This window comes from Polaromonas sp. (assembly GCF_030680935.1).
Lineage (GTDB): Bacteria > Pseudomonadota > Gammaproteobacteria > Burkholderiales > Burkholderiaceae_C > Polaromonas.
Genome location: NZ_JAUXUP010000068.1, coordinates 22,142 through 39,129, shown reverse-complemented (window position 1 = coordinate 39,129; position 16,988 = coordinate 22,142). Strand labels below are relative to the sequence as shown.

The following is a 16,988-nucleotide window of genomic DNA, read 5'->3' as shown; positions in this document are numbered from 1 at the left end:
CAGTTGCTGCGCCGCCTTGATCACCTCGGTCAAAATCGCGCCGGAGCCCAGCAGCGTCACTTTTTCAAGCCTTTTCGGGCTCTGGCCCTTGTCTGGTGTGCGCGAGTAGCTAGCAAATTTATAGCAACCACGAACAATGCCGGCTTCCGAGCCGGGCCGCAGATCAGGCTGGGCGTAGTTCTCGTTCATCAGCGTCAGGTAATAGAAGACATCCTGCTGCTGCACCAGCATCTCGCGCATGCCGTGGTCGACGATGGCCGCCATCTCGCCGGCAAAGGCCGGGTCGTAAGCCTTGCAGTTCGGGATGGTCGCCGCGACCAGGTGGCGGCTGCCGTCCTGGTGCTGCAGGCCCTCGCCGCCCAGCGTGGTGCGGCCTGACGTGGCGCCCAGCAAAAATCCGCGCGCGCGCTGGTCGGCCGCGGCCCAGATCTGGTCGCCCACACGTTGGAAGCCGAACATCGAGTAGTAGATATAAAACGGCAACATCGCCAGCCCGTGCACGCTGTAGCTGGTGGCGGCGGCCGTCCAGCTGGCCAGGGCGCCGGCTTCGCTGATGCCTTCCTCCAGGATTTGCCCGTCCAGCGCCTCGCGGTAACTCAGCACCGAGCCGATGTCTTCCGGCGCGTACTTCTGGCCCACGCTCGAATAAATGCCGACCTGCTTGAACAGGTTGGCCATGCCGAAGGTGCGCGCTTCGTCGGCCACGATGGGGACGATGCGCGGGCCTAATGCGGCATCTTTCAGCAGGCCGCCCAGCATGCGTACAAAGGCCATGGTGGTGCTCATCTCCTTGCCACCGGCGCCAAGTGCAAAGCTGGCGTAGGCCGTCAGGTCGGGCGCTGCGATGACTTCGGCGGCGGTGTCGCGGCGCGGCAGGTAGCCGCCCAACGCCGCACGTCGCGCGTGCAGGTACTGCATCTCGGGGCTGTCGTCGGCCGGTTTGTAAAACGCGATCTGCCTGGCCTGTTCATCGCTGAGCGGCAGGTTGAAGCGGTTGCGAAATTCCAGCAGCTCACTTTCATCAAACTTCTTTTGCGAGTGTGTGGTCATCTTGCCCTGGCCGGCGCTGCCCATGCCGTAGCCTTTTTTGGTGTGTGCCAGGATCACCGTGGGCTGGCCGGTGTGATTGGCCGCAGCGGCATAAGCGGCATGGATTTTCACCAGGTCATGGCCGCCGCGTTTGAGCCGGTCTATTTGCTCGTCCGTCATGCCCTGCGCCAGGCGGGCGAGTTCTTCGTTCTGGCCGAAAAAGTTGTCGCGGTTGAAGCGGCCATCCTTGGCGGCAAAGGTCTGCATCTGGCCGTCCACGGTGTGTGCAAAGGCCTGCGTCAGCGCACCAGTAAGGTCGCGCGCAAACAGGCCGTCCCAGTCGCTGCCCCAGACCAGCTTGATCACGTTCCAGCCGGCGCCGGAAAAAAGCTTTTCCAGTTCGTCGATGATGCGGCCATTGCCGCGCACCGGGCCGTCCAACCGCTGCAGGTTGCAATTGACCACCCATACCAGGTTATCCAGCCCCTCGCGCGCGGCCAGGGTCAGCGCGCTCATGGATTCGGGCTCGTCCATCTCACCGTCGCCAAATACGCCCCAGACCTTGCGGCCTGCACAATCGAGCAGGCGGCGGTGGGTGAGGTAACGCATGAAACGCGCGTGGTAAATCGAGCTGATCGGGCCTATGCCCATGGAGCCGGTGGGGAACTGCCAGAAGTCCGGCATCAGGTAGGGGTGCGGGTAGCTGCACAGGCCTTGTGCGCCCTGGCCCGGTGCCGACAACTCCTGCCGGTAAAAGCTCAAATCCTTCTCTCTCAGACGGCCTTCCAGATAGGCGCGGGCATACACACCGGGCGCGCTGTGTGGCTGAAAAAACACCAAGTCGCCCCGGTGCTGGCCCGCGGCCAGGCCTTCGCGCGCATGGAAGAAATGGTTAAAACCGGTCTCGAACAGGTCGGCCGCACTCGCATAACTGGCGATGTGGCCACCGAGTTCGCTGGAGCCCCCTGACTCGGCCTGGTTGGCGCGTACCACCATGGCCAGTGCGTTCCAGCGCATCAGGGAGGCCAGGCGTTCTTCCATGGCCAGATCGCCCGGAAACACCGGCTGCTCATCGACCCCCACTGTATTGACATAAGGCGTGGCGAGCTCGGGGGTCCAGCCCACACGCTGCTCTCGTGCGAGGCGGGCCAGTTCATCGAGCAGGTAACGTGCGCGGGGCGGACCCTGTGCCGCCGCAAGCGCCAGAAAAGCCTCGCGCCATTCGGCGCTTTCCTGGGGGTCGGCATCGGCGGCGCGCGTGTAGTCGGCTTGCAGTTGCTGCAGGGAAAGGGGTGCGTTCATGCGCTCAATATAGGTTGTTTTTGCCCATATGAGGTGTCAAAAAACGCCGTGAAACACTGATCCAACGGCATAAAATGCTGCCGAACAACCATTTGACGACCCATGAAACTTGATAGCACCGATTTGCGGATACTTCACGAACTGCAGCGCGACGGCTCGCTGTCCAACGTGGCGCTGGCCAAACGTGTGCACTTGAGTCCGTCGCCCTGTCTGGCCCGCGTCAAGGCGCTGGAGGCGAGCGGTGTGATAGACCGTTATGTGGCAATTGCCAGTGCCGCCGCTCTGGGCCTGGGGCTGACGGTGTTTGTATCCATCAGCCTGAGATCGCAAAACAAGGAATCGCTGGCCGAATTTGAGCGCCGCATCGTCGAGCACGACGAGGTGATGGAGTGCTACCTGATGACCGGTGACAGCGACTATTTGATCCGTGTCGCCGTGGCCGACATGGCGGCGCTGGAAAAATTCATCCTGGAGCAGCTCACGCCGATTCCCGGCATTGAAAAAATACGTTCGAGCTTTGCGCTCAAGCAGGTCAGGTACAAAACCGCGCTGCCGCTACCAGCGCCATGAGCGCGGCCTTCGGAAGGCTTGAAAAACCAGGCTCAGGGCAGTGGCGGCAGCTGTTCGCGGGCAAGACCGGGATGTGAGGTTTCCATCGCATTGATCTTTGCCAGAAGATCTTCGCGGCGGGTGCTGTCTTCTGCCGGAATACTTTCCGGCTCGCCCGCGGAATCCACAAACTGGACGTAGCGCCTGGGCCCCGACACCATGCGGTTCAGGCGGGTCTTGAGGCTGTGGATGATGGACTGGCCGGTCTGCTTGCCGGGCATGTCATGCCAGATGGCAATGTGCAGGTTGAAAGCGTTGGGATCGTCCAGCTTGTCCGCCAGGCGTATGCAGTCGGCCAGGATTTTGGTGGAGATCTCCGAGACCCCAGTGCGGCTGACCGGGCCTTCGAGCAGCATCAGAAACTGGTTCTCGTCGTAACGAACCACGGTGTCCATGTCGCGCGCAGCGCGGCGCAGGATTTCCCCGATGCGAGACAGCGCGGTGCTGCGCTTGGGGTCGCTCAGTTCATCGGGACTCGGCGTTTGATCAAGCCAGCGCAGCATCAGCAGACCGCACTCCAGCCGCTGTCGGCGTGCGCGCACCAGCATTTGTGTCAGCCTGCCGTCGATGACGCGGGGCAGCATCAGCCCGCTGGCCGGGTCATAGTTGGCCAGGGCTGCGCCGCGATGGGTTGAAAACAGTGCCGCCCGGCTGCGCCATGCCAGCACCATGAAGATACCTAGCAGCCCGACCATGGCCGACAACACGCCGGCGGTCTGCGCCACCTCGATGTTCATCACCCAACCCACGTTGTAGAACACCCGCGCCAGGGCCGCCAGCGCGATGGGTGCGGTACCCACCAACAGCAGCAGGTTCCAGAGCTGCCCGCGCAGTGCCATCCAGATGAGGCTGCCCAGAATGGCCACGGTGGCCAGCGCCAGCCACAGATTTCGCAGATCGCGCGGGATGAAGTCCTGCCCAATCGCCATCACCCCGGCCATGAGCAGGCTGCCCGCAGTGATGGTGGCAAGCAGCCGGTAAATGTGGGGGTGACTGCTTCTGGCGTAACTGGCGTGTATGCAGAACCAGGCGCCAGCGGCGATGCTCAGCATCCCCGAGACCCAACCCATGACCTGATTGAGGTGCACGCTGCCCGGCCACATGCGCCAGCCGCCGTAACCGATCAGCACCAGCTGGGTGAACATCAGCGTCACCACCAGGGCGCCAAACCACCAAAAAACGCGGGTGCGCGCCATCGCAAAAGCGGCCAGACTCAACACGGCCAACACGGTGAACATGCCCCACATCAGGCCAATGACCACACCCACGCGGGAAGCGCCGTCGATGTATTCCACTGGCGACAGCAACATGGGCCTGCCGGTGATCACCCGCCAGTTTTCATAACGCAGGTAAAAGGTTTGCATGCCATCACTGCGGGTTTGCAGTTCAAAGCTGGGCACGCGGGTGCGCAATGACCAGTCGGCTGGCGCCAGCGCCCGACCGGCCGACTGGACTATCCAGCCACCCTGTGGGGTAGGCGAGAAAAGACTCGCCTTGCTGATCACCTGCCCCGGCAGCCGGATGTACCAGGTTTGCAGGGTTTCAGTCGCGGGCAGCGAAAAGCTGACCCAGACGTCGTGCTTGTCAGAGGTGGGCAGGGCGGTGGTGCTGGTGTAAGGCTGCAAGTCCGAGGGCCCGGCTGCGGTGAAGGCCTCGGGCGAGGTGATGCTGCCCTTGGGTACCGCCACCCACTGCAAAGGTGCGGCCAGCGCCACGGTGGCGCTGCCTTCCCAGAGGCGGTCAAAGTCCTGCGCATGAGCGGCCTGCAGCAACAGGCCGAGTAGCAGCCCGAAAAAACTGCGCAGGATGCGGCTTTTTGACATGCCCCTAGCTTATTGCAAAAGTGCGACTTTCCGTGACAGCAGGCCGCGCAAGCCGCTTTTCCCACCACCTGAAACGTCGATGTGGTGGATGCGACGCGCCTCATCGTCGGCAATGACAACAACGGGCTGATCCTGCTGGAAGTCGGGGAGTTTCTGAAAACGAACGGAACGGCCCGTGTTTTAGACGCTACAAAATTGATAGCTTTCTGCGCACGTCTGATAAGGGCTAGAGGCCCAAAAGGCTAAATTTTCGCCTGAAACACCAGGCCGGCGTGTTCACGCAGCGCATGGAATTTGATTTTGGGCCACTGCTGCTCCACCGCCCGCAGTGTGGCGCTGTGATCCACCAGCAGCGTGGGCGCATCGACTGCATCCAGCGCCACACGGTGTGAATTGGCGTCGATGAATTTCTTGAGCTCGCTCGGGTCGTCGCAGGTGACCCAGCGCGCCAGGTTGAACTGGCTGCCCATGATGCGCGCCTTCACGCCGTATTCATGCTCGAGCCGGTGCGCCACGACTTCAAACTGCAATTGACCGACCGCGCCGAGCAACAGCAAAGAGCCGGCAATCGGACGGAAGACCTGGATCGCGCCTTCTTCGCCGAGCTGCGTCAGGCCGGCGCGCAATTGCTTGCTGCGCAGCGGGTCGGCCACTTCGACGGCGCGGAACATCTCGGGTGCAAAAAAGGGCAGGCCTGTGAACTGCAGCGCTTCGCCCTCGGTCAGCGTGTCGCCGAGTTGCAGCACGCCGTGATTCGGGATGCCGATGATGTCGCCGGCAAACGCAGTGTCCAGCAGTTCACGGCGCTGGCTCATGAAACTCACCACCGTGTTGGGGCGCAGCTCCTTGCCGCTGCGCACCACTTTGAGGCGCATGCCGCGTGTGAACTCGCCGCTGGCGACGCGCAAAAAAGCAATGCGGTCGCGGTGCGCCGGGTCCATGTTGGCCTGGATCTTGAAAACCACACCGGAGAATTTTTTCTCTTCGGGATGCACCACGCGCTGTATGGCGCTGCGGTCGCCGGGGGCGGGGGCCAGGTCCACCAGCGCGTCCAGCACTTCCTGCACGCCAAAATTGTTGATCGCTGAGCCGAAAAACATCGGCGTCTGTTTGCCGGCCAGAAAGGCGGCGCGGTCAAATTCCGGCGAGGCGCCTTCGAGCAGCTCCAGCTCACCCTGCGCCTGTGTGAACTCGGCACCGAAGCGTTTGGCCGCCTCCGCGTTGTCCAGGCCTGCCAGAATTTCATCGTCGCCGCCGGCCTTGTCTTCGCCGGGGCTGAAGACCCGCATGCGCTTTTCGCGCCGGTCGTAAACGCCGTGGAACAGCTTGCCCATGCCAACCGGCCAGGTGAAGGGCACGACGGTCATGCCGAGCTCCTGCTCGATTTCGTCCATCACGCTCATCGGGTCCTGCACCTCGCGGTCCATTTTGTTGACGAAGGTCAGGATGGGCGTATTGCGCGCGCGGCAGACCTGCAGCAGGCGGCGCGTCTGCGGCTCAACGCCGTTGGCAGCGTCAATCACCATCAACGCGGCATCAACCGCGGTCAGCACGCGGTAGGTGTCTTCGGAAAAATCCTGGTGGCCGGGGGTGTCGAGCAGGTTGATCACGCAGTCGCGGTACTCCATCTGCATGACCGATGAGGCCACGGAGATGCCGCGCTGCTTCTCAATTTCCATCCAGTCGGAGGTGGCGTGGCGCGCGGCCTTGCGCGCTTTCACGCTACCGGCGATCTGGATCGCGCCAGAGAACAGCAGCAGCTTTTCAGTCAGCGTGGTTTTACCCGCGTCGGGGTGGGAAATGATGGCAAACGTGCGGCGGCGCTTGACCTGTTTTTCGATTTCAGTGGATTCGGACATAACCCACGATTATCCGTGACGGGGGAGACGGGGCGCTATGCGGGCTGTTTTGCGAAGCGCGGCTGGCTGATGCCGTCAATCAGCACCTCTTCATTGAACATGGCTGCCGGTCGCACCCACAGGCCCTTGTCGCCGTAAAGCGCACGGTACAGGGTCAGGGCTTCCAGGGTCTCGCTGTGGCGCACGGTGCCCACCACCTCATACATCAGGCCCTTGTAGTGACGGTACAGGCCGGGCGGGGTTTCTATCAGCGGGGGCAGGGTGTCGGACATGGGCATCAAAGGTCAAAAGGCGCGACGCGGGCCTGCGGTGGGACAATGGGGTCATGCATCCTAACGCCTTACTCGACAGTTGTTCCGTCCTTCTCAAGCAGGTTCTCCGGTTCGAACACCCCGCCGACATGGTGGTGTCGCGCCACTTCCGTGAGCAGCGACTTGGGCCGCGCGAGCGCGCCACCGTGGCAGAGACGATTTACGGCGTGCTGCGCAAGAAAAATCTTTACAGCTATCTGGCCCAGCACGGCAGCGGCCCGACTGAGCGGCGCCTTGCCATTTTGGGTTTCGCCGCCGAACGTGATTTCCTGCTGGGCGCTCTGACCGATCAGGAAAAAGACTGGCTGGCCCGCTGCGACCAGGTTTTACCAGCCGACCTGATGGAGCTGCACCGGCACAACCTGCCGGCCTGGCTGGTCGAGCCGCTGAAAGCGCAGCTGGAAGGCGACTTCTGGCCTCTGGTGGACAGCCTCAACGCCCCCGCAGGCCTCGATCTGCGTGTCAATACTTTGAAGGATAAACGGGCTGACATCCAGAAGGAGCTTGCGAAAGCAGCTATCAAAACAGTAGCAACTCCGTATTCGCCCTGGGGGCTGCGGCTGGCCGGCAAGCCGGCCCTGAACAAGCTGGACGCCTTTACCCGCGGCGCTATGGAGGTGCAGGACGAGGGCTCGCAATTGCTGGCCCTGCTGGTGGATGCCAAACGCGGTGAGATGGTGGTGGACTTCTGTGCCGGAGCTGGCGGTAAAACCCTTGCGCTGGGCGCCAGCATGCGCAACACCGGCCGCCTGTATGCCTTTGACACCTCGGGCCACCGGCTCGATGCGCTGAAGCCGCGTCTGGCGCGCAGCGGCCTGTCCAATGTGCACCCGGTGGCGATCGCGCATGAACGGGACGACCGCATCAAGCGCCTGGCTGGCAAGATAGACCGGGTGCTGGTGGATGCGCCGTGTTCGGGCCTGGGCACCCTGCGGCGCAACCCCGACCTCAAATGGCGGCACAACCCGAAAGCCATCGAAGAGTTGACCGCCAAACAAACCGCAATTTTGCAGAGTGCCTCACGCCTGCTCAAGCCTGGCGGCCGGCTGGTTTATGCGACCTGCAGCATCCTGCGCGAAGAAAACGAGGCGATTGCCGAGGCTTTCAGCGCCGCAAATAAAGAATTCCAGCCCCTTGAAGCCGGCCCCTTGTTGACGCATCTGGGGGTGGAGGCGGCTGACACACTTTGCCGCGGGCCGTATCTGAGATTGTGGCCGCACCTGCACCACACGGATGGATTTTTCGCTGCCGTTTGGCAAAAGTCCTGAAATTTTTGCCGACGTAGTGTGAAGTAGCCGTAAATTAGCGGCTTATTGCCAAATTTGGCTGTTGCAAGGCCTGGAGCAGGCTTGCCAAATTTGGCGTTCCGGGGGGATCGCCTTACAATTGTTGGTTGTCTGGTACAGACCGTTCGAGGCCCGCCTGGGCCGGTTCCGGTGCAGTTTATTTAAAGGACTTTTATGATTTTGTTTGATGCCGCCCTTGACTGGCTGGCAAACGGGCTGCTCGCTGCAAGCTGGTGGCAAATCGTCTTGTACGCGCTGGTGACCACCCACATCACGATCGCCAGCGTGACGATCTATCTGCACCGCCATCAGGCGCACCGCGCGATGGACCTGCATGCCATTCCGGCGCATTTTTTCCGTTTCTGGCTCTGGCTGGGCACCGGCCAGGTCACCAAGGAGTGGGTGTCGATTCACCGCAAGCACCACGCCAAATGCGAAACTTCGGAAGATCCGCACAGCCCACAGGCCTTTGGTATCAAAAAAGTCTTCTGGGAAGGTGCCGAGCTGTACCGTGCAGAAAGCAAGAACAAGGAAACCATGGTCAAGTATGGCCACGGCACGCCCAACGACTGGATTGAGCGCAATCTGTACACGCGTTACAGCTGGCAGGGCGTTGGCCTGATGATGATCATCAACCTGGCCCTGTTCGGCGCGGCGGGCCTGGCCGTCTGGGCGGTGCAAATGGCATGGATTCCGGTCACCGCTGCCGGCATCATCAATGGCATCGGTCACTACTGGGGTTACCGCAACTTCGAGGCGCCGGACGCCAGCACCAATATCTCGCCGTGGGGCATCATGATTGGTGGCGAAGAGCTGCACAACAACCACCACACCTACCCGACTTCGGCCAAGTTTTCTGTCAAGCCCTATGAGTTCGACATCGGCTGGGGTTACATCCGGGCGCTGGAGAAAATGGGCCTGGCAACAGTCAAAAAAGTGCCGCCCAAGCTTCAGCTCGGCAACATCCAGCCGGTGGCTGATGAAAAAACGCTGGAAGCCCTGATTGCCCACCGCTACGAAATGATGGCTGGTTTTGCGCGCGGGCTGCGCCGCACCGGCAAGGCTGAAATCGAGGCACTGAAAGCGCGCAAGGCGGATTTTTCCGTACTTCAGGCGGCCAACCGCTGGTTGCACCGCGACGACGACAAGGTGCCTGCGGCTGCAAAGTCACAAGTGGCCCAGGCCCGCGCCGAGCATCCCGTGCTCGATAAAATGGTCACCATGCGCGAAGAGTTGCGCCAGATGTGGATGTCCACTTCGGCATCACGCGAGCAACTGGCCGCCGACCTTCAGGCTTGGTGCCGCCGCGCTGAAGAGAGCGGTATTGCCGCATTGCAAGAATTCTCGGTGAAGCTGCGCGCTGCCCGCGCCTAGTCCCGCGGCCCCGTGCGGCTGAAGCATCTCTTCCCATCAAGCCGCACAGCCTCACCGCTGTAGCGGCTTTTTTCATGGACCTGCCTTTGTGCCCAGCGGTTCCATGGGCCATGGGCTTTCACATGTGCCCGACGCTGGCTACATTCTCCGTGGGCCCGCTGGCTCCCCGAATTCTTGACGGGAAGCCCTTTGCTGGCGGACAGGCAAAAGCAGGCAGGCATAAAAAAACCCGCCGGATACCCGCGGGTTTTTGAGGGGCGACAGCCGAAGCGTCGCCAACCAGTCTGAATTACTTCAGCTTGATTTCCTTGTATTCCACATGCTTGCGTGCTTTGGGATCAAATTTCATGATCAGCATCTTGTCAGGTGTGGTCTTCTTGTTTTTGGTGGTCGTGTAGAAGTGACCGGTGCCGGCGGTTGATTCCAGCTTGATTTTTTCGCGTGCGCCTTTAGCCATGATGGTTTTCCTTGACTTGCTTAGATTTCGCCGCGGGCGCGCAGGTCCACCAGGACCGCGTCGATACCGAGTTTGTCCACAAGGCGCAGGCCAGCACTGGTCACGCGCAGGCGGACCCAGCGGTTTTCAGTCTCGACCCAGAAACGGCGGTATTGCAGATTAGGCAAAAACCGGCGTTTGGTTTTGTTGTTGGCGTGAGAAACATTGTTTCCCACCATCGGGCCTTTGCCCGTTACCTGACAGACGCGTGCCATGAGCACTCTCCGTAAAAAAAGAAATCGGATGCCGGACCCCGGAGGGTGCTCAGCCAAGCCCTAGATTATAGCCTGAAAACGAGCGGCCCTCAAGTCGCAGGCTGCCAGGGGCTTCGAGATACCGTGGGGCCCTAACTCTGTTCCAGGAAGCGCTGCGCGTCCAGGGCGGCCATGCAGCCGGTACCGGCGCTGGTGATGGCCTGCCGGTACACATGGTCCTGCACGTCCCCGGCGGCAAACACGCCCGGCACACTGGTCATGGTTGCAAAGCCTTGCAAGCCGGTCTTGGTGATGATGTAGCCGTCTTTCATGTCCAGCTGGCCGGCAAATATATCGGTGTTGGGTTGATGGCCAATGGCGATGAAGCAGCCTTGCAGTGCGATGTCCTGGGTGGCGTCAGTGACGGTGCTCTTCAGCCGCACGCCATTGACCCCCGATGCGTCGCCCAGCACTTCGTTCAGGGTCTGGTGAAGTTTCAACTCGATTTTGCCTGCAGCTACTTTTTCATGCAGCTTGTCGATCAAAATCGCTTCGGCCTTGAACTTGTCGCGCCTGTGCACCAGGTAGACCTTGCTGGCAATGTTGGACAGGTAAAGAGCTTCTTCCACCGCAGTGTTACCGCCGCCGACCACGCAGACTTCCTGGTTGCGGTAGAAAAAACCGTCGCAGGTCGCGCAGCCCGACACGCCGCGGCCCATAAAAGCAGTTTCAGAGTCCAGTCCGAGGTACTTGGCCGAAGCGCCAGTGGCAATGATCAAGGCGTCGCAAGTGTAGGTGCCGCTGTCACCGGTCAAGGTGAAAGGCCGCTGGCTGAAATCAACCTTGTTGATGTGGTCGAAGATAACCTCGGTTTTGAAGCGTTCTGCGTGCTCCAGAAAGCGCTGCATCAGTGCCGGCCCCTGAACGCCCAGGGGGTCGGCCGGCCAGTTGTCCACGTCGGTGGTGGTCATGAGTTGACCGCCTTGCGCGATGCCGGTGATCAGCATCGGGTTGAGGTTGGCCCGTGCCGCATAAACGGCGGCGGTGTAACCGGCAGGGCCCGATCCAAGGATGAGGACTTTGGAATGTCGCATGGTGAAAATCTGTAGGGAAAAACGTTGGAACTCAGTTAGAGTCGGGGCAGCCCTCAGGGTTTAAAACCCCTGAAGGACGGAAATAGTTGGCACAACACACGCTATTGTAAGAATTCCCGAACGGGGTCGGCGTTGCGCTCTGGAGAAGTTGTATGACTACGATGGTGTCTAACCTGGAACTGATTCGTCGGGTGCCGCTGTTCTCGATGCTGACGGCGTCCCAGGCGGAAACGGTGGCTGCGGCGGTTATCAAGCGCCGCTACAAGCGCGGCGAGGCGATTGTCGAGCAGGGCAAGCAGTCCAATGCGCTGGCCATCATCCTGACCGGGCGTGCGCGCGTGGTCACCGCCGATGCGCGTGGCCGAGAGGTCATTCTGGCCACCCTGCACCCGGGAGACTACCTGGGCGAGATGAGCCTGATCGACAACGAACCCCATTCGGCCACCGTACGCACAGAAGTCCAGACCGACGTGCTGGTGGTAGGTCGGCCCGAATTTGCACGCTGCCTGCCTGAAAACAGCTCCATGGCCTATGCGGTCATGAAGGGCCTGGTGCAAAGGCTGCGTCAGGCCGACCGCAAGATTGAATCGCTGGCCTTGATGGACGTTTATGGCCGTGTGGCCAGATCACTGCTCGAGTCCGCCGTGGCCGACCGCGAGGGCCAATTGGTGATCCGCGACAAGGTGTCGCGCCAGGACCTGGCCAAAATGGTGGGCGCGTCGCGAGAGATGGTCAGTCGTGTGATGAAAGACCTGGAAGAGCGCGGTTTCATCGAGACCCGCACCGATGGCGCCATGTGGGTCAAGGACCGGTTGCATAGCCTCGGGTAAGGCTGGTTACAGCCTGTTTGCAGTCATGAACGCCGGGTCAACTGAGGTAAGCTCAGGACTGCTTTTATGACTTACTCCCTCGACACATTGAACTCCCGAACCTCCGCCACCGCAGGCCCTGCGGGCGGTATCAAGCGCTTTGCGCATGAAGTCAGCCTGATCCTGGGGTTGCTCGCGCTGGTCTTCTGGCTGGGTGCGCTGCTCAGTTATTCGCCGCAGGACGCGGCCTGGTCCACCACCGGCAGCGACCAGGCCCACAGCGCGCTGAAGGCCGGCGCGACGAGCACCCGCAACTGGGGCGGTCGCCTGGGTGCCCATCTGGCCGACGTCAGTTATTTTATTTTTGGTTTTTCTGTCTGGTGGGCGCTTGCAGCGGGTCTGCGGGTCTGGCTGGCTTCGTTGGCGCGCGGGCTGCGCGGCCAGCCCGTGGTTCGCAGCGCGCTGGGGCGCGTCAAATTCTGGGCTTCCCTGGGCTTGGTGCTATTGGCCAGCAGCGCGCTGGAATGGTCGCGCCTTTACCGCTTTGAGGCCAGTTTGCCCGGCCATGCAGGCGGGGTGCTGGGGTACCTGGCTGGCCCCACCAGCGTGAAATGGCTGGGTTTTACCGGCTCTGGCCTGGTCTGGATTGCGCTGGGTGTGATCGCGGTGTCGGTGGTATTTTCCTTTTCGTGGGCGCACGCCGCGCAGCGTATAGGCGCCTGGATTGACGAGCAGATCGAGTCGCGCCGTGAAAAACGCGTGATCGCCCAGGATCTGGCGGTCGGACGGGCTGCCGCTATGGAGCGTGAGGAAACCCTGCATGAAGAACGCATAGAGATTGAAGAGCAGCATCCGGTGCCGGTGCTGATTGAGTCCACGCTGGTCGAAATTCCCAAAAGCGAGCGGGTGGCCAAAGAGCGGCAAAAACCGCTGTTCAGCGAGATGCCCGACTCCAAACTGCCGCAGGTCGATCTGCTCGATGGCGCCTTGAGCCGACAGGAAACCGTGGCGCCCGAGACGCTGGAGATGACCTCGCGCCTGATCGAGAAAAAGCTCAAGGACTTCGGCGTCGAGGTGCGGGTGGTGGCAGCGGCGCCCGGGCCCGTCATCACACGTTACGAGATCGAACCCGCCACCGGTGTCAAGGGGGCGCAGATTGTGAACCTGGCCAAAGACCTGGCGCGCGCATTGAGCCTGGTCTCGATTCGTGTGATTGAAACCATTCCCGGCAAAAACTTCATGGCGCTGGAGTTGCCCAACGCCAAGCGCCAGTCCATCAAGCTCAGCGAAATTCTTGGCTCGCAGGTGTACAACGAAGCCAAGTCCATGTTGACCATTGGCCTGGGCAAGGACATCAGCGGCGCCCCCGTGGTGGCAGACCTGGCGAAGATGCCGCATTGCCTCGTTGCGGGCACCACCGGCTCGGGCAAGTCGGTCGGCATCAACGCGATGATCCTGAGCCTGCTCTACAAGGCCGATGCCCGCGATGTGCGTCTGTTGCTGATCGACCCCAAGATGCTCGAGATGAGTGTTTATGAAGGCATCCCGCATCTGCTGGCCCCGGTCGTGACCGACATGCGCCAGGCCGCGCACGGCCTGAACTGGTGCGTTGCCGAGATGGAAAAGCGCTACAAACTCATGAGCAAGATGGGCGTTCGCAATCTGGCCGGCTACAACGTCAAGATAGACGAGGCCAAGGCCCGTGGCGAGTTTGTCTACAACCCTTTCAGTCTGACGCCGGATCAACCGGAACCGCTGGAACGGCTGCCCTACATCGTGGTCGTGATCGACGAGCTGGCCGATTTGATGATGGTGGTCGGCAAGAAGATTGAGGAGCTGATTGCACGCCTGGCGCAGAAAGCACGCGCCGCAGGCATCCACCTGGTGTTGGCTACGCAGCGCCCCAGTGTGGATGTGATCACCGGCCTGATCAAGGCCAACATTCCAACGCGGCTGAGTTTTCAGGTCAGCAGCAAGATCGACAGCCGTACCATTCTCGACCAGATGGGCGCCGAAGCCCTGCTGGGCATGGGCGACATGCTTTATATGCCCAGCGGCACCGGTTTTCCGATACGCGTGCATGGCGCTTTTGTCAGCGACGACGAAGTCCACCGCGTGGTGGCCTACCTCAAGCAGCAGGGTGAGCCCAATTACATCGATGGCGTGCTCGAAGGCGGCACGGTCGATGGCGAAGGTGGCGACCTGGGCGGTGACTTCGGTGAGGCCGGTGGCGACAAAGACCCGATGTACGACCAGGCGGTGGAGATCGTGCTGAAAAACCGCAAGGCCTCGATATCACTCGTGCAGCGGCATCTGAAGATCGGCTACAACCGGGCCGCCCGCATGCTCGAAGAGATGGAAAAATCGGGCATGGTCAGCGCCATGTCGGGCAGCGGGCAGCGCGAAATTCTGGTGCCCGCACGCGCCGAAGGATGACAGGCCCACTTTTACCCGGGCGATACATTGTTGGGGCAACCAATCTCCCTTGGCCTGAGTCCCACAGGCACTGTTCACTTCACGCGGCTTTCCCCGCCATCGCCATGACCCATTCATACCCGCAACTTTTCACTGTCTTTCGCCAGGCCGCCCTGACGGGGCTATTTGCCACGCTTTCGATAGCTGCCAGCGCGCAGGTGGCCACGGTGACTGGCCTGGAAAGCCTGGAAGCTTTTGTTAAAAACACCAAAAGCGGGCGTGCCGCCTTCACCCAGGTGGTGACCAGCCCGGCGCGTGACGGCCAGGCGCCCAAAGTCAAGACATCCAGCGGCAGCTTTGAGTTTCTGCGGCCCAACCGTTTCAAGTTTGTCTATAAAAAACCGTTTGAACAAAGCATAGTCTCCGATGGCCAGACCTTGTGGCTGCACGATGTGGACCTGAACCAGGTGACGGCCCGCAAGTTGTCGCAGGTGCTGGGCGGCACCCCGGCGGCAGTTATTGCCGCCGCCGCAGATCTCAAAACGCTGCAGGCCGATTTCACGCTGGTCCCACGGCCCGACAAGGACGGACTGGAATGGGTAGAGGCCACGCCAAAAACCAAAGACGGCCAGGTGCAAAACATCCTGGTCGGCTTCAAGGAGTCCGGCAAGGGCAGCGAACTCGCGGTACTCGAAATCCTCGACAGCTTTGGCCAGCGCTCGGTGATGCGTTTCAGCCAGTTCGAGGTGAACCCGGCTCTTGGCGCTGCGACTTTTCAGTTCAAGCCGCCCGCCGGTGCGGACCTGATCCGGCAATAAACAAGGCAGGCGATGGCGACCCCAGCGGATTCCGCTTTCGCCGCACATGCGGAGTCCAGGTCAAGCGCACCGCTGGCCGAGCGCCTGCGGCCGAAAAATCTGGGCGAGGTGATTGGCCAGCAGCATTTGCTCGGGCCCGACATGCCGCTGCGTATTGCGTTTGAGTCGGGCCAACCGCACAGCTGCATTTTGTGGGGGCCACCCGGCGTCGGCAAAACCACGTTGGCGCGCCTGATGGCCAACAGTTTTGATGCTCACTTCATCACCATCTCGGCGGTGCTGGGCGGCGTCAAGGACATCCGGGAGGCGGTCGAACAGGCCACCGTCTGGCAAGCCCAAAGCGGCAGGCGCACCATTGTTTTCGTCGACGAAGTGCACCGCTTCAACAAGTCCCAGCAGGATGCTTTTTTGCCGCATGTTGAAAGCGGGCTCTTCACCTTCATAGGCGCCACCACCGAGAACCCGTCGTTTGAGGTCAACTCGGCGCTGTTGTCACGCGCAGCCGTCTACGTGCTGCAACCGCTGACGCCTGAAGATCTGAAGAAAATAGTGGCCAAAGCCCTTGCAGAGCGCGCGCTGCCAGCTATCAAAAGCATAGTGCCTGAAGCACTGGAGCAACTCGTGGCCTATGCCGACGGCGATGCACGCCGGCTGCTCAACACGCTGGAATCGCTGGCCGTTGCGGGCCAGCGTGAAAAAACTACAGATGGTGTGAAGGTCACCGGCGCCTGGTTGCTCAAGGTGCTGGGTCAGCAGATGCGCCGCTACGACAAGGGCGGCGAGCAGTTTTACGACACCATCTCGGCGCTGCACAAATCGGTGCGTGGCTCTGACCCCGACGCTGCGCTGTACTGGCTGGTGCGCATGCTCGACGGCGGGGCCGAGCCCAAATACATGGCGCGGCGGCTGATACGCATGGCCAGCGAAGACATTGGCCTGGCCGACCCGCGTGCCCTGCGGCTGGCGCTGGATGCGGCCGAGGTGTATGAGCGACTGGGTTCACCTGAGGGGGAACTGGCGCTGGCCGAATGTGTGGTCTACCTGGCCATCGCGCCCAAGTCGAACGCGGTGTACAAAGCCTTCAACGAGGCCAAAGCACTGGTCAAAAAAGACGGCACCCGGCCGGTACCGCTGCACTTGCGCAATGCGCCCACCCAGCTGATGAAAGAACTCGACTACGGCAAGAACTACCGCTACGCGCACGATGAAGAAGGCGGCTTTGCCGCCGGTGAAAGTTATTTCCCGGACGGCATGTCGGCCCCAGTGTTTTACCGGCCCGTGAACCGCGGGCTCGAGATCAAGATTGCCGATAAGTTGAATGAACTGAAACTGAAGAACAAGCAGAAAAACTAATGAAAAACAAATCCTGCTGATAAAGCCTGATTGCGCCGTATAAATCCGGTTTCTCAAGGGTAAACCCCGCGAAAACCCGGGCACTGGCCCGTTTCTCGCTAGAGACGCATGGCTACAATTTGCGGATTAGCTCGCCACCCAATCCAGTCATCTGGTGTTGATAGGCGGGCTTTTTGTTAACTCACGCAGCAAGCTGTTGCTTTCGGGCGTTTTGGC

Annotated in this window: 14 protein-coding genes; 7 read left to right on the top strand and 7 right to left on the bottom strand. The window is 61.1% G+C overall.

Translation table 11 applies throughout. The features are described 5' to 3' along the window. The coding region (aceE, locus tag Q8L50_RS16670; protein ID WP_305349758.1) for a pyruvate dehydrogenase (acetyl-transferring), homodimeric type at nucleotides 1-2,331 on the bottom strand (2,331 nt) is incomplete at its 3' end. Between the two features lie 102 nt (nucleotides 2,332-2,433). Here aceE and Q8L50_RS16665 point away from each other — a divergent pair. Further along, nucleotides 2,434-2,901, top strand: a complete 468-nt coding sequence (locus Q8L50_RS16665) for an Lrp/AsnC family transcriptional regulator (protein ID WP_305349757.1) — start codon at nucleotides 2,434-2,436, stop codon at nucleotides 2,899-2,901. A 32-nt stretch (nucleotides 2,902-2,933) separates the two neighbouring features. On the opposite strand, the gene Q8L50_RS16660 is transcribed toward Q8L50_RS16665, so the two are convergent. The 3 genes from Q8L50_RS16660 to Q8L50_RS16650 all read right to left on the bottom strand — a co-directional run bounded on the left by Q8L50_RS16660 (nucleotide 2,934) and on the right by Q8L50_RS16650 (nucleotide 6,894). Continuing rightward, a complete protein-coding gene (locus Q8L50_RS16660; protein ID WP_305349756.1) occupies nucleotides 2,934-4,763 on the bottom strand; it encodes a 7TM diverse intracellular signaling domain-containing protein in 1,830 nt (609 codons plus the stop codon). Between the two features lie 242 nt (nucleotides 4,764-5,005). Then, entirely contained in the window at nucleotides 5,006-6,622 is a 1,617-nt protein-coding gene (locus Q8L50_RS16655) for a peptide chain release factor 3 (protein ID WP_305349755.1), read from the bottom strand. A 35-nt stretch (nucleotides 6,623-6,657) separates the two neighbouring features. Then, on the bottom strand, nucleotides 6,658-6,894 hold the full coding sequence (locus Q8L50_RS16650) for a DUF1653 domain-containing protein (protein WP_305349754.1): 237 nt from the start codon (nucleotides 6,892-6,894) through the stop codon (nucleotides 6,658-6,660). Between the two features lie 53 nt (nucleotides 6,895-6,947). Here Q8L50_RS16650 and Q8L50_RS16645 point away from each other — a divergent pair, with 53 nt between their 5' ends. Further along, entirely contained in the window at nucleotides 6,948-8,201 is a 1,254-nt protein-coding gene (locus Q8L50_RS16645) for an RsmB/NOP family class I SAM-dependent RNA methyltransferase (protein ID WP_305349753.1), read from the top strand. Between the two features lie 192 nt (nucleotides 8,202-8,393). Continuing rightward, on the top strand, nucleotides 8,394-9,593 hold the full coding sequence (locus Q8L50_RS16640; RefSeq protein WP_305349752.1) for a fatty acid desaturase: 1,200 nt from the start codon (nucleotides 8,394-8,396) through the stop codon (nucleotides 9,591-9,593). Nucleotides 9,594-9,882: 289 nt separating this feature from the next. Here Q8L50_RS16640 and rpmG read toward each other — a convergent pair whose 3' ends face one another. The 3 genes from rpmG to trxB all read right to left on the bottom strand — a co-directional run bounded on the left by rpmG (nucleotide 9,883) and on the right by trxB (nucleotide 11,377). Further along, a complete protein-coding gene (gene rpmG / locus Q8L50_RS16635; protein ID WP_007863188.1) occupies nucleotides 9,883-10,050 on the bottom strand; it encodes a 50S ribosomal protein L33 in 168 nt (55 codons plus the stop codon). A gap of 20 nt (nucleotides 10,051-10,070) precedes the next feature. Beyond that, nucleotides 10,071-10,304: a 50S ribosomal protein L28 gene (gene rpmB, locus Q8L50_RS16630; RefSeq protein WP_077593832.1), complete on the bottom strand. Its 234-nt coding sequence runs from the start codon at nucleotides 10,302-10,304 to the stop codon at nucleotides 10,071-10,073. A gap of 131 nt (nucleotides 10,305-10,435) precedes the next feature. Beyond that, complete coding sequence (gene trxB / locus Q8L50_RS16625) at nucleotides 10,436-11,377, bottom strand: thioredoxin-disulfide reductase (RefSeq protein ID WP_370869823.1); 942 nt, start codon at nucleotides 11,375-11,377, stop codon at nucleotides 10,436-10,438. A gap of 152 nt (nucleotides 11,378-11,529) precedes the next feature. Here trxB and Q8L50_RS16620 point away from each other — a divergent pair, with 152 nt between their 5' ends. The 4 genes from Q8L50_RS16620 (at nucleotide 11,530) to Q8L50_RS16605 (ending at nucleotide 16,772) form a co-directional block, all read left to right on the top strand. Further along, nucleotides 11,530-12,207, top strand: coding sequence for a Crp/Fnr family transcriptional regulator (locus Q8L50_RS16620; RefSeq protein WP_305349751.1), 678 nt, complete (start codon nucleotides 11,530-11,532; stop codon nucleotides 12,205-12,207). A 66-nt stretch (nucleotides 12,208-12,273) separates the two neighbouring features. Continuing rightward, entirely contained in the window at nucleotides 12,274-14,622 is a 2,349-nt protein-coding gene (locus Q8L50_RS16615) for a DNA translocase FtsK (protein WP_305349750.1), read from the top strand. A 104-nt stretch (nucleotides 14,623-14,726) separates the two neighbouring features. After that, complete coding sequence (gene lolA / locus Q8L50_RS16610; RefSeq protein WP_305349749.1) at nucleotides 14,727-15,419, top strand: outer membrane lipoprotein chaperone LolA; 693 nt, start codon at nucleotides 14,727-14,729, stop codon at nucleotides 15,417-15,419. A gap of 12 nt (nucleotides 15,420-15,431) precedes the next feature. After that, entirely contained in the window at nucleotides 15,432-16,772 is a 1,341-nt protein-coding gene (locus Q8L50_RS16605; RefSeq protein WP_305349748.1) for a replication-associated recombination protein A, read from the top strand. Nucleotides 16,773-16,988: the final 216 nt, after the last annotated feature.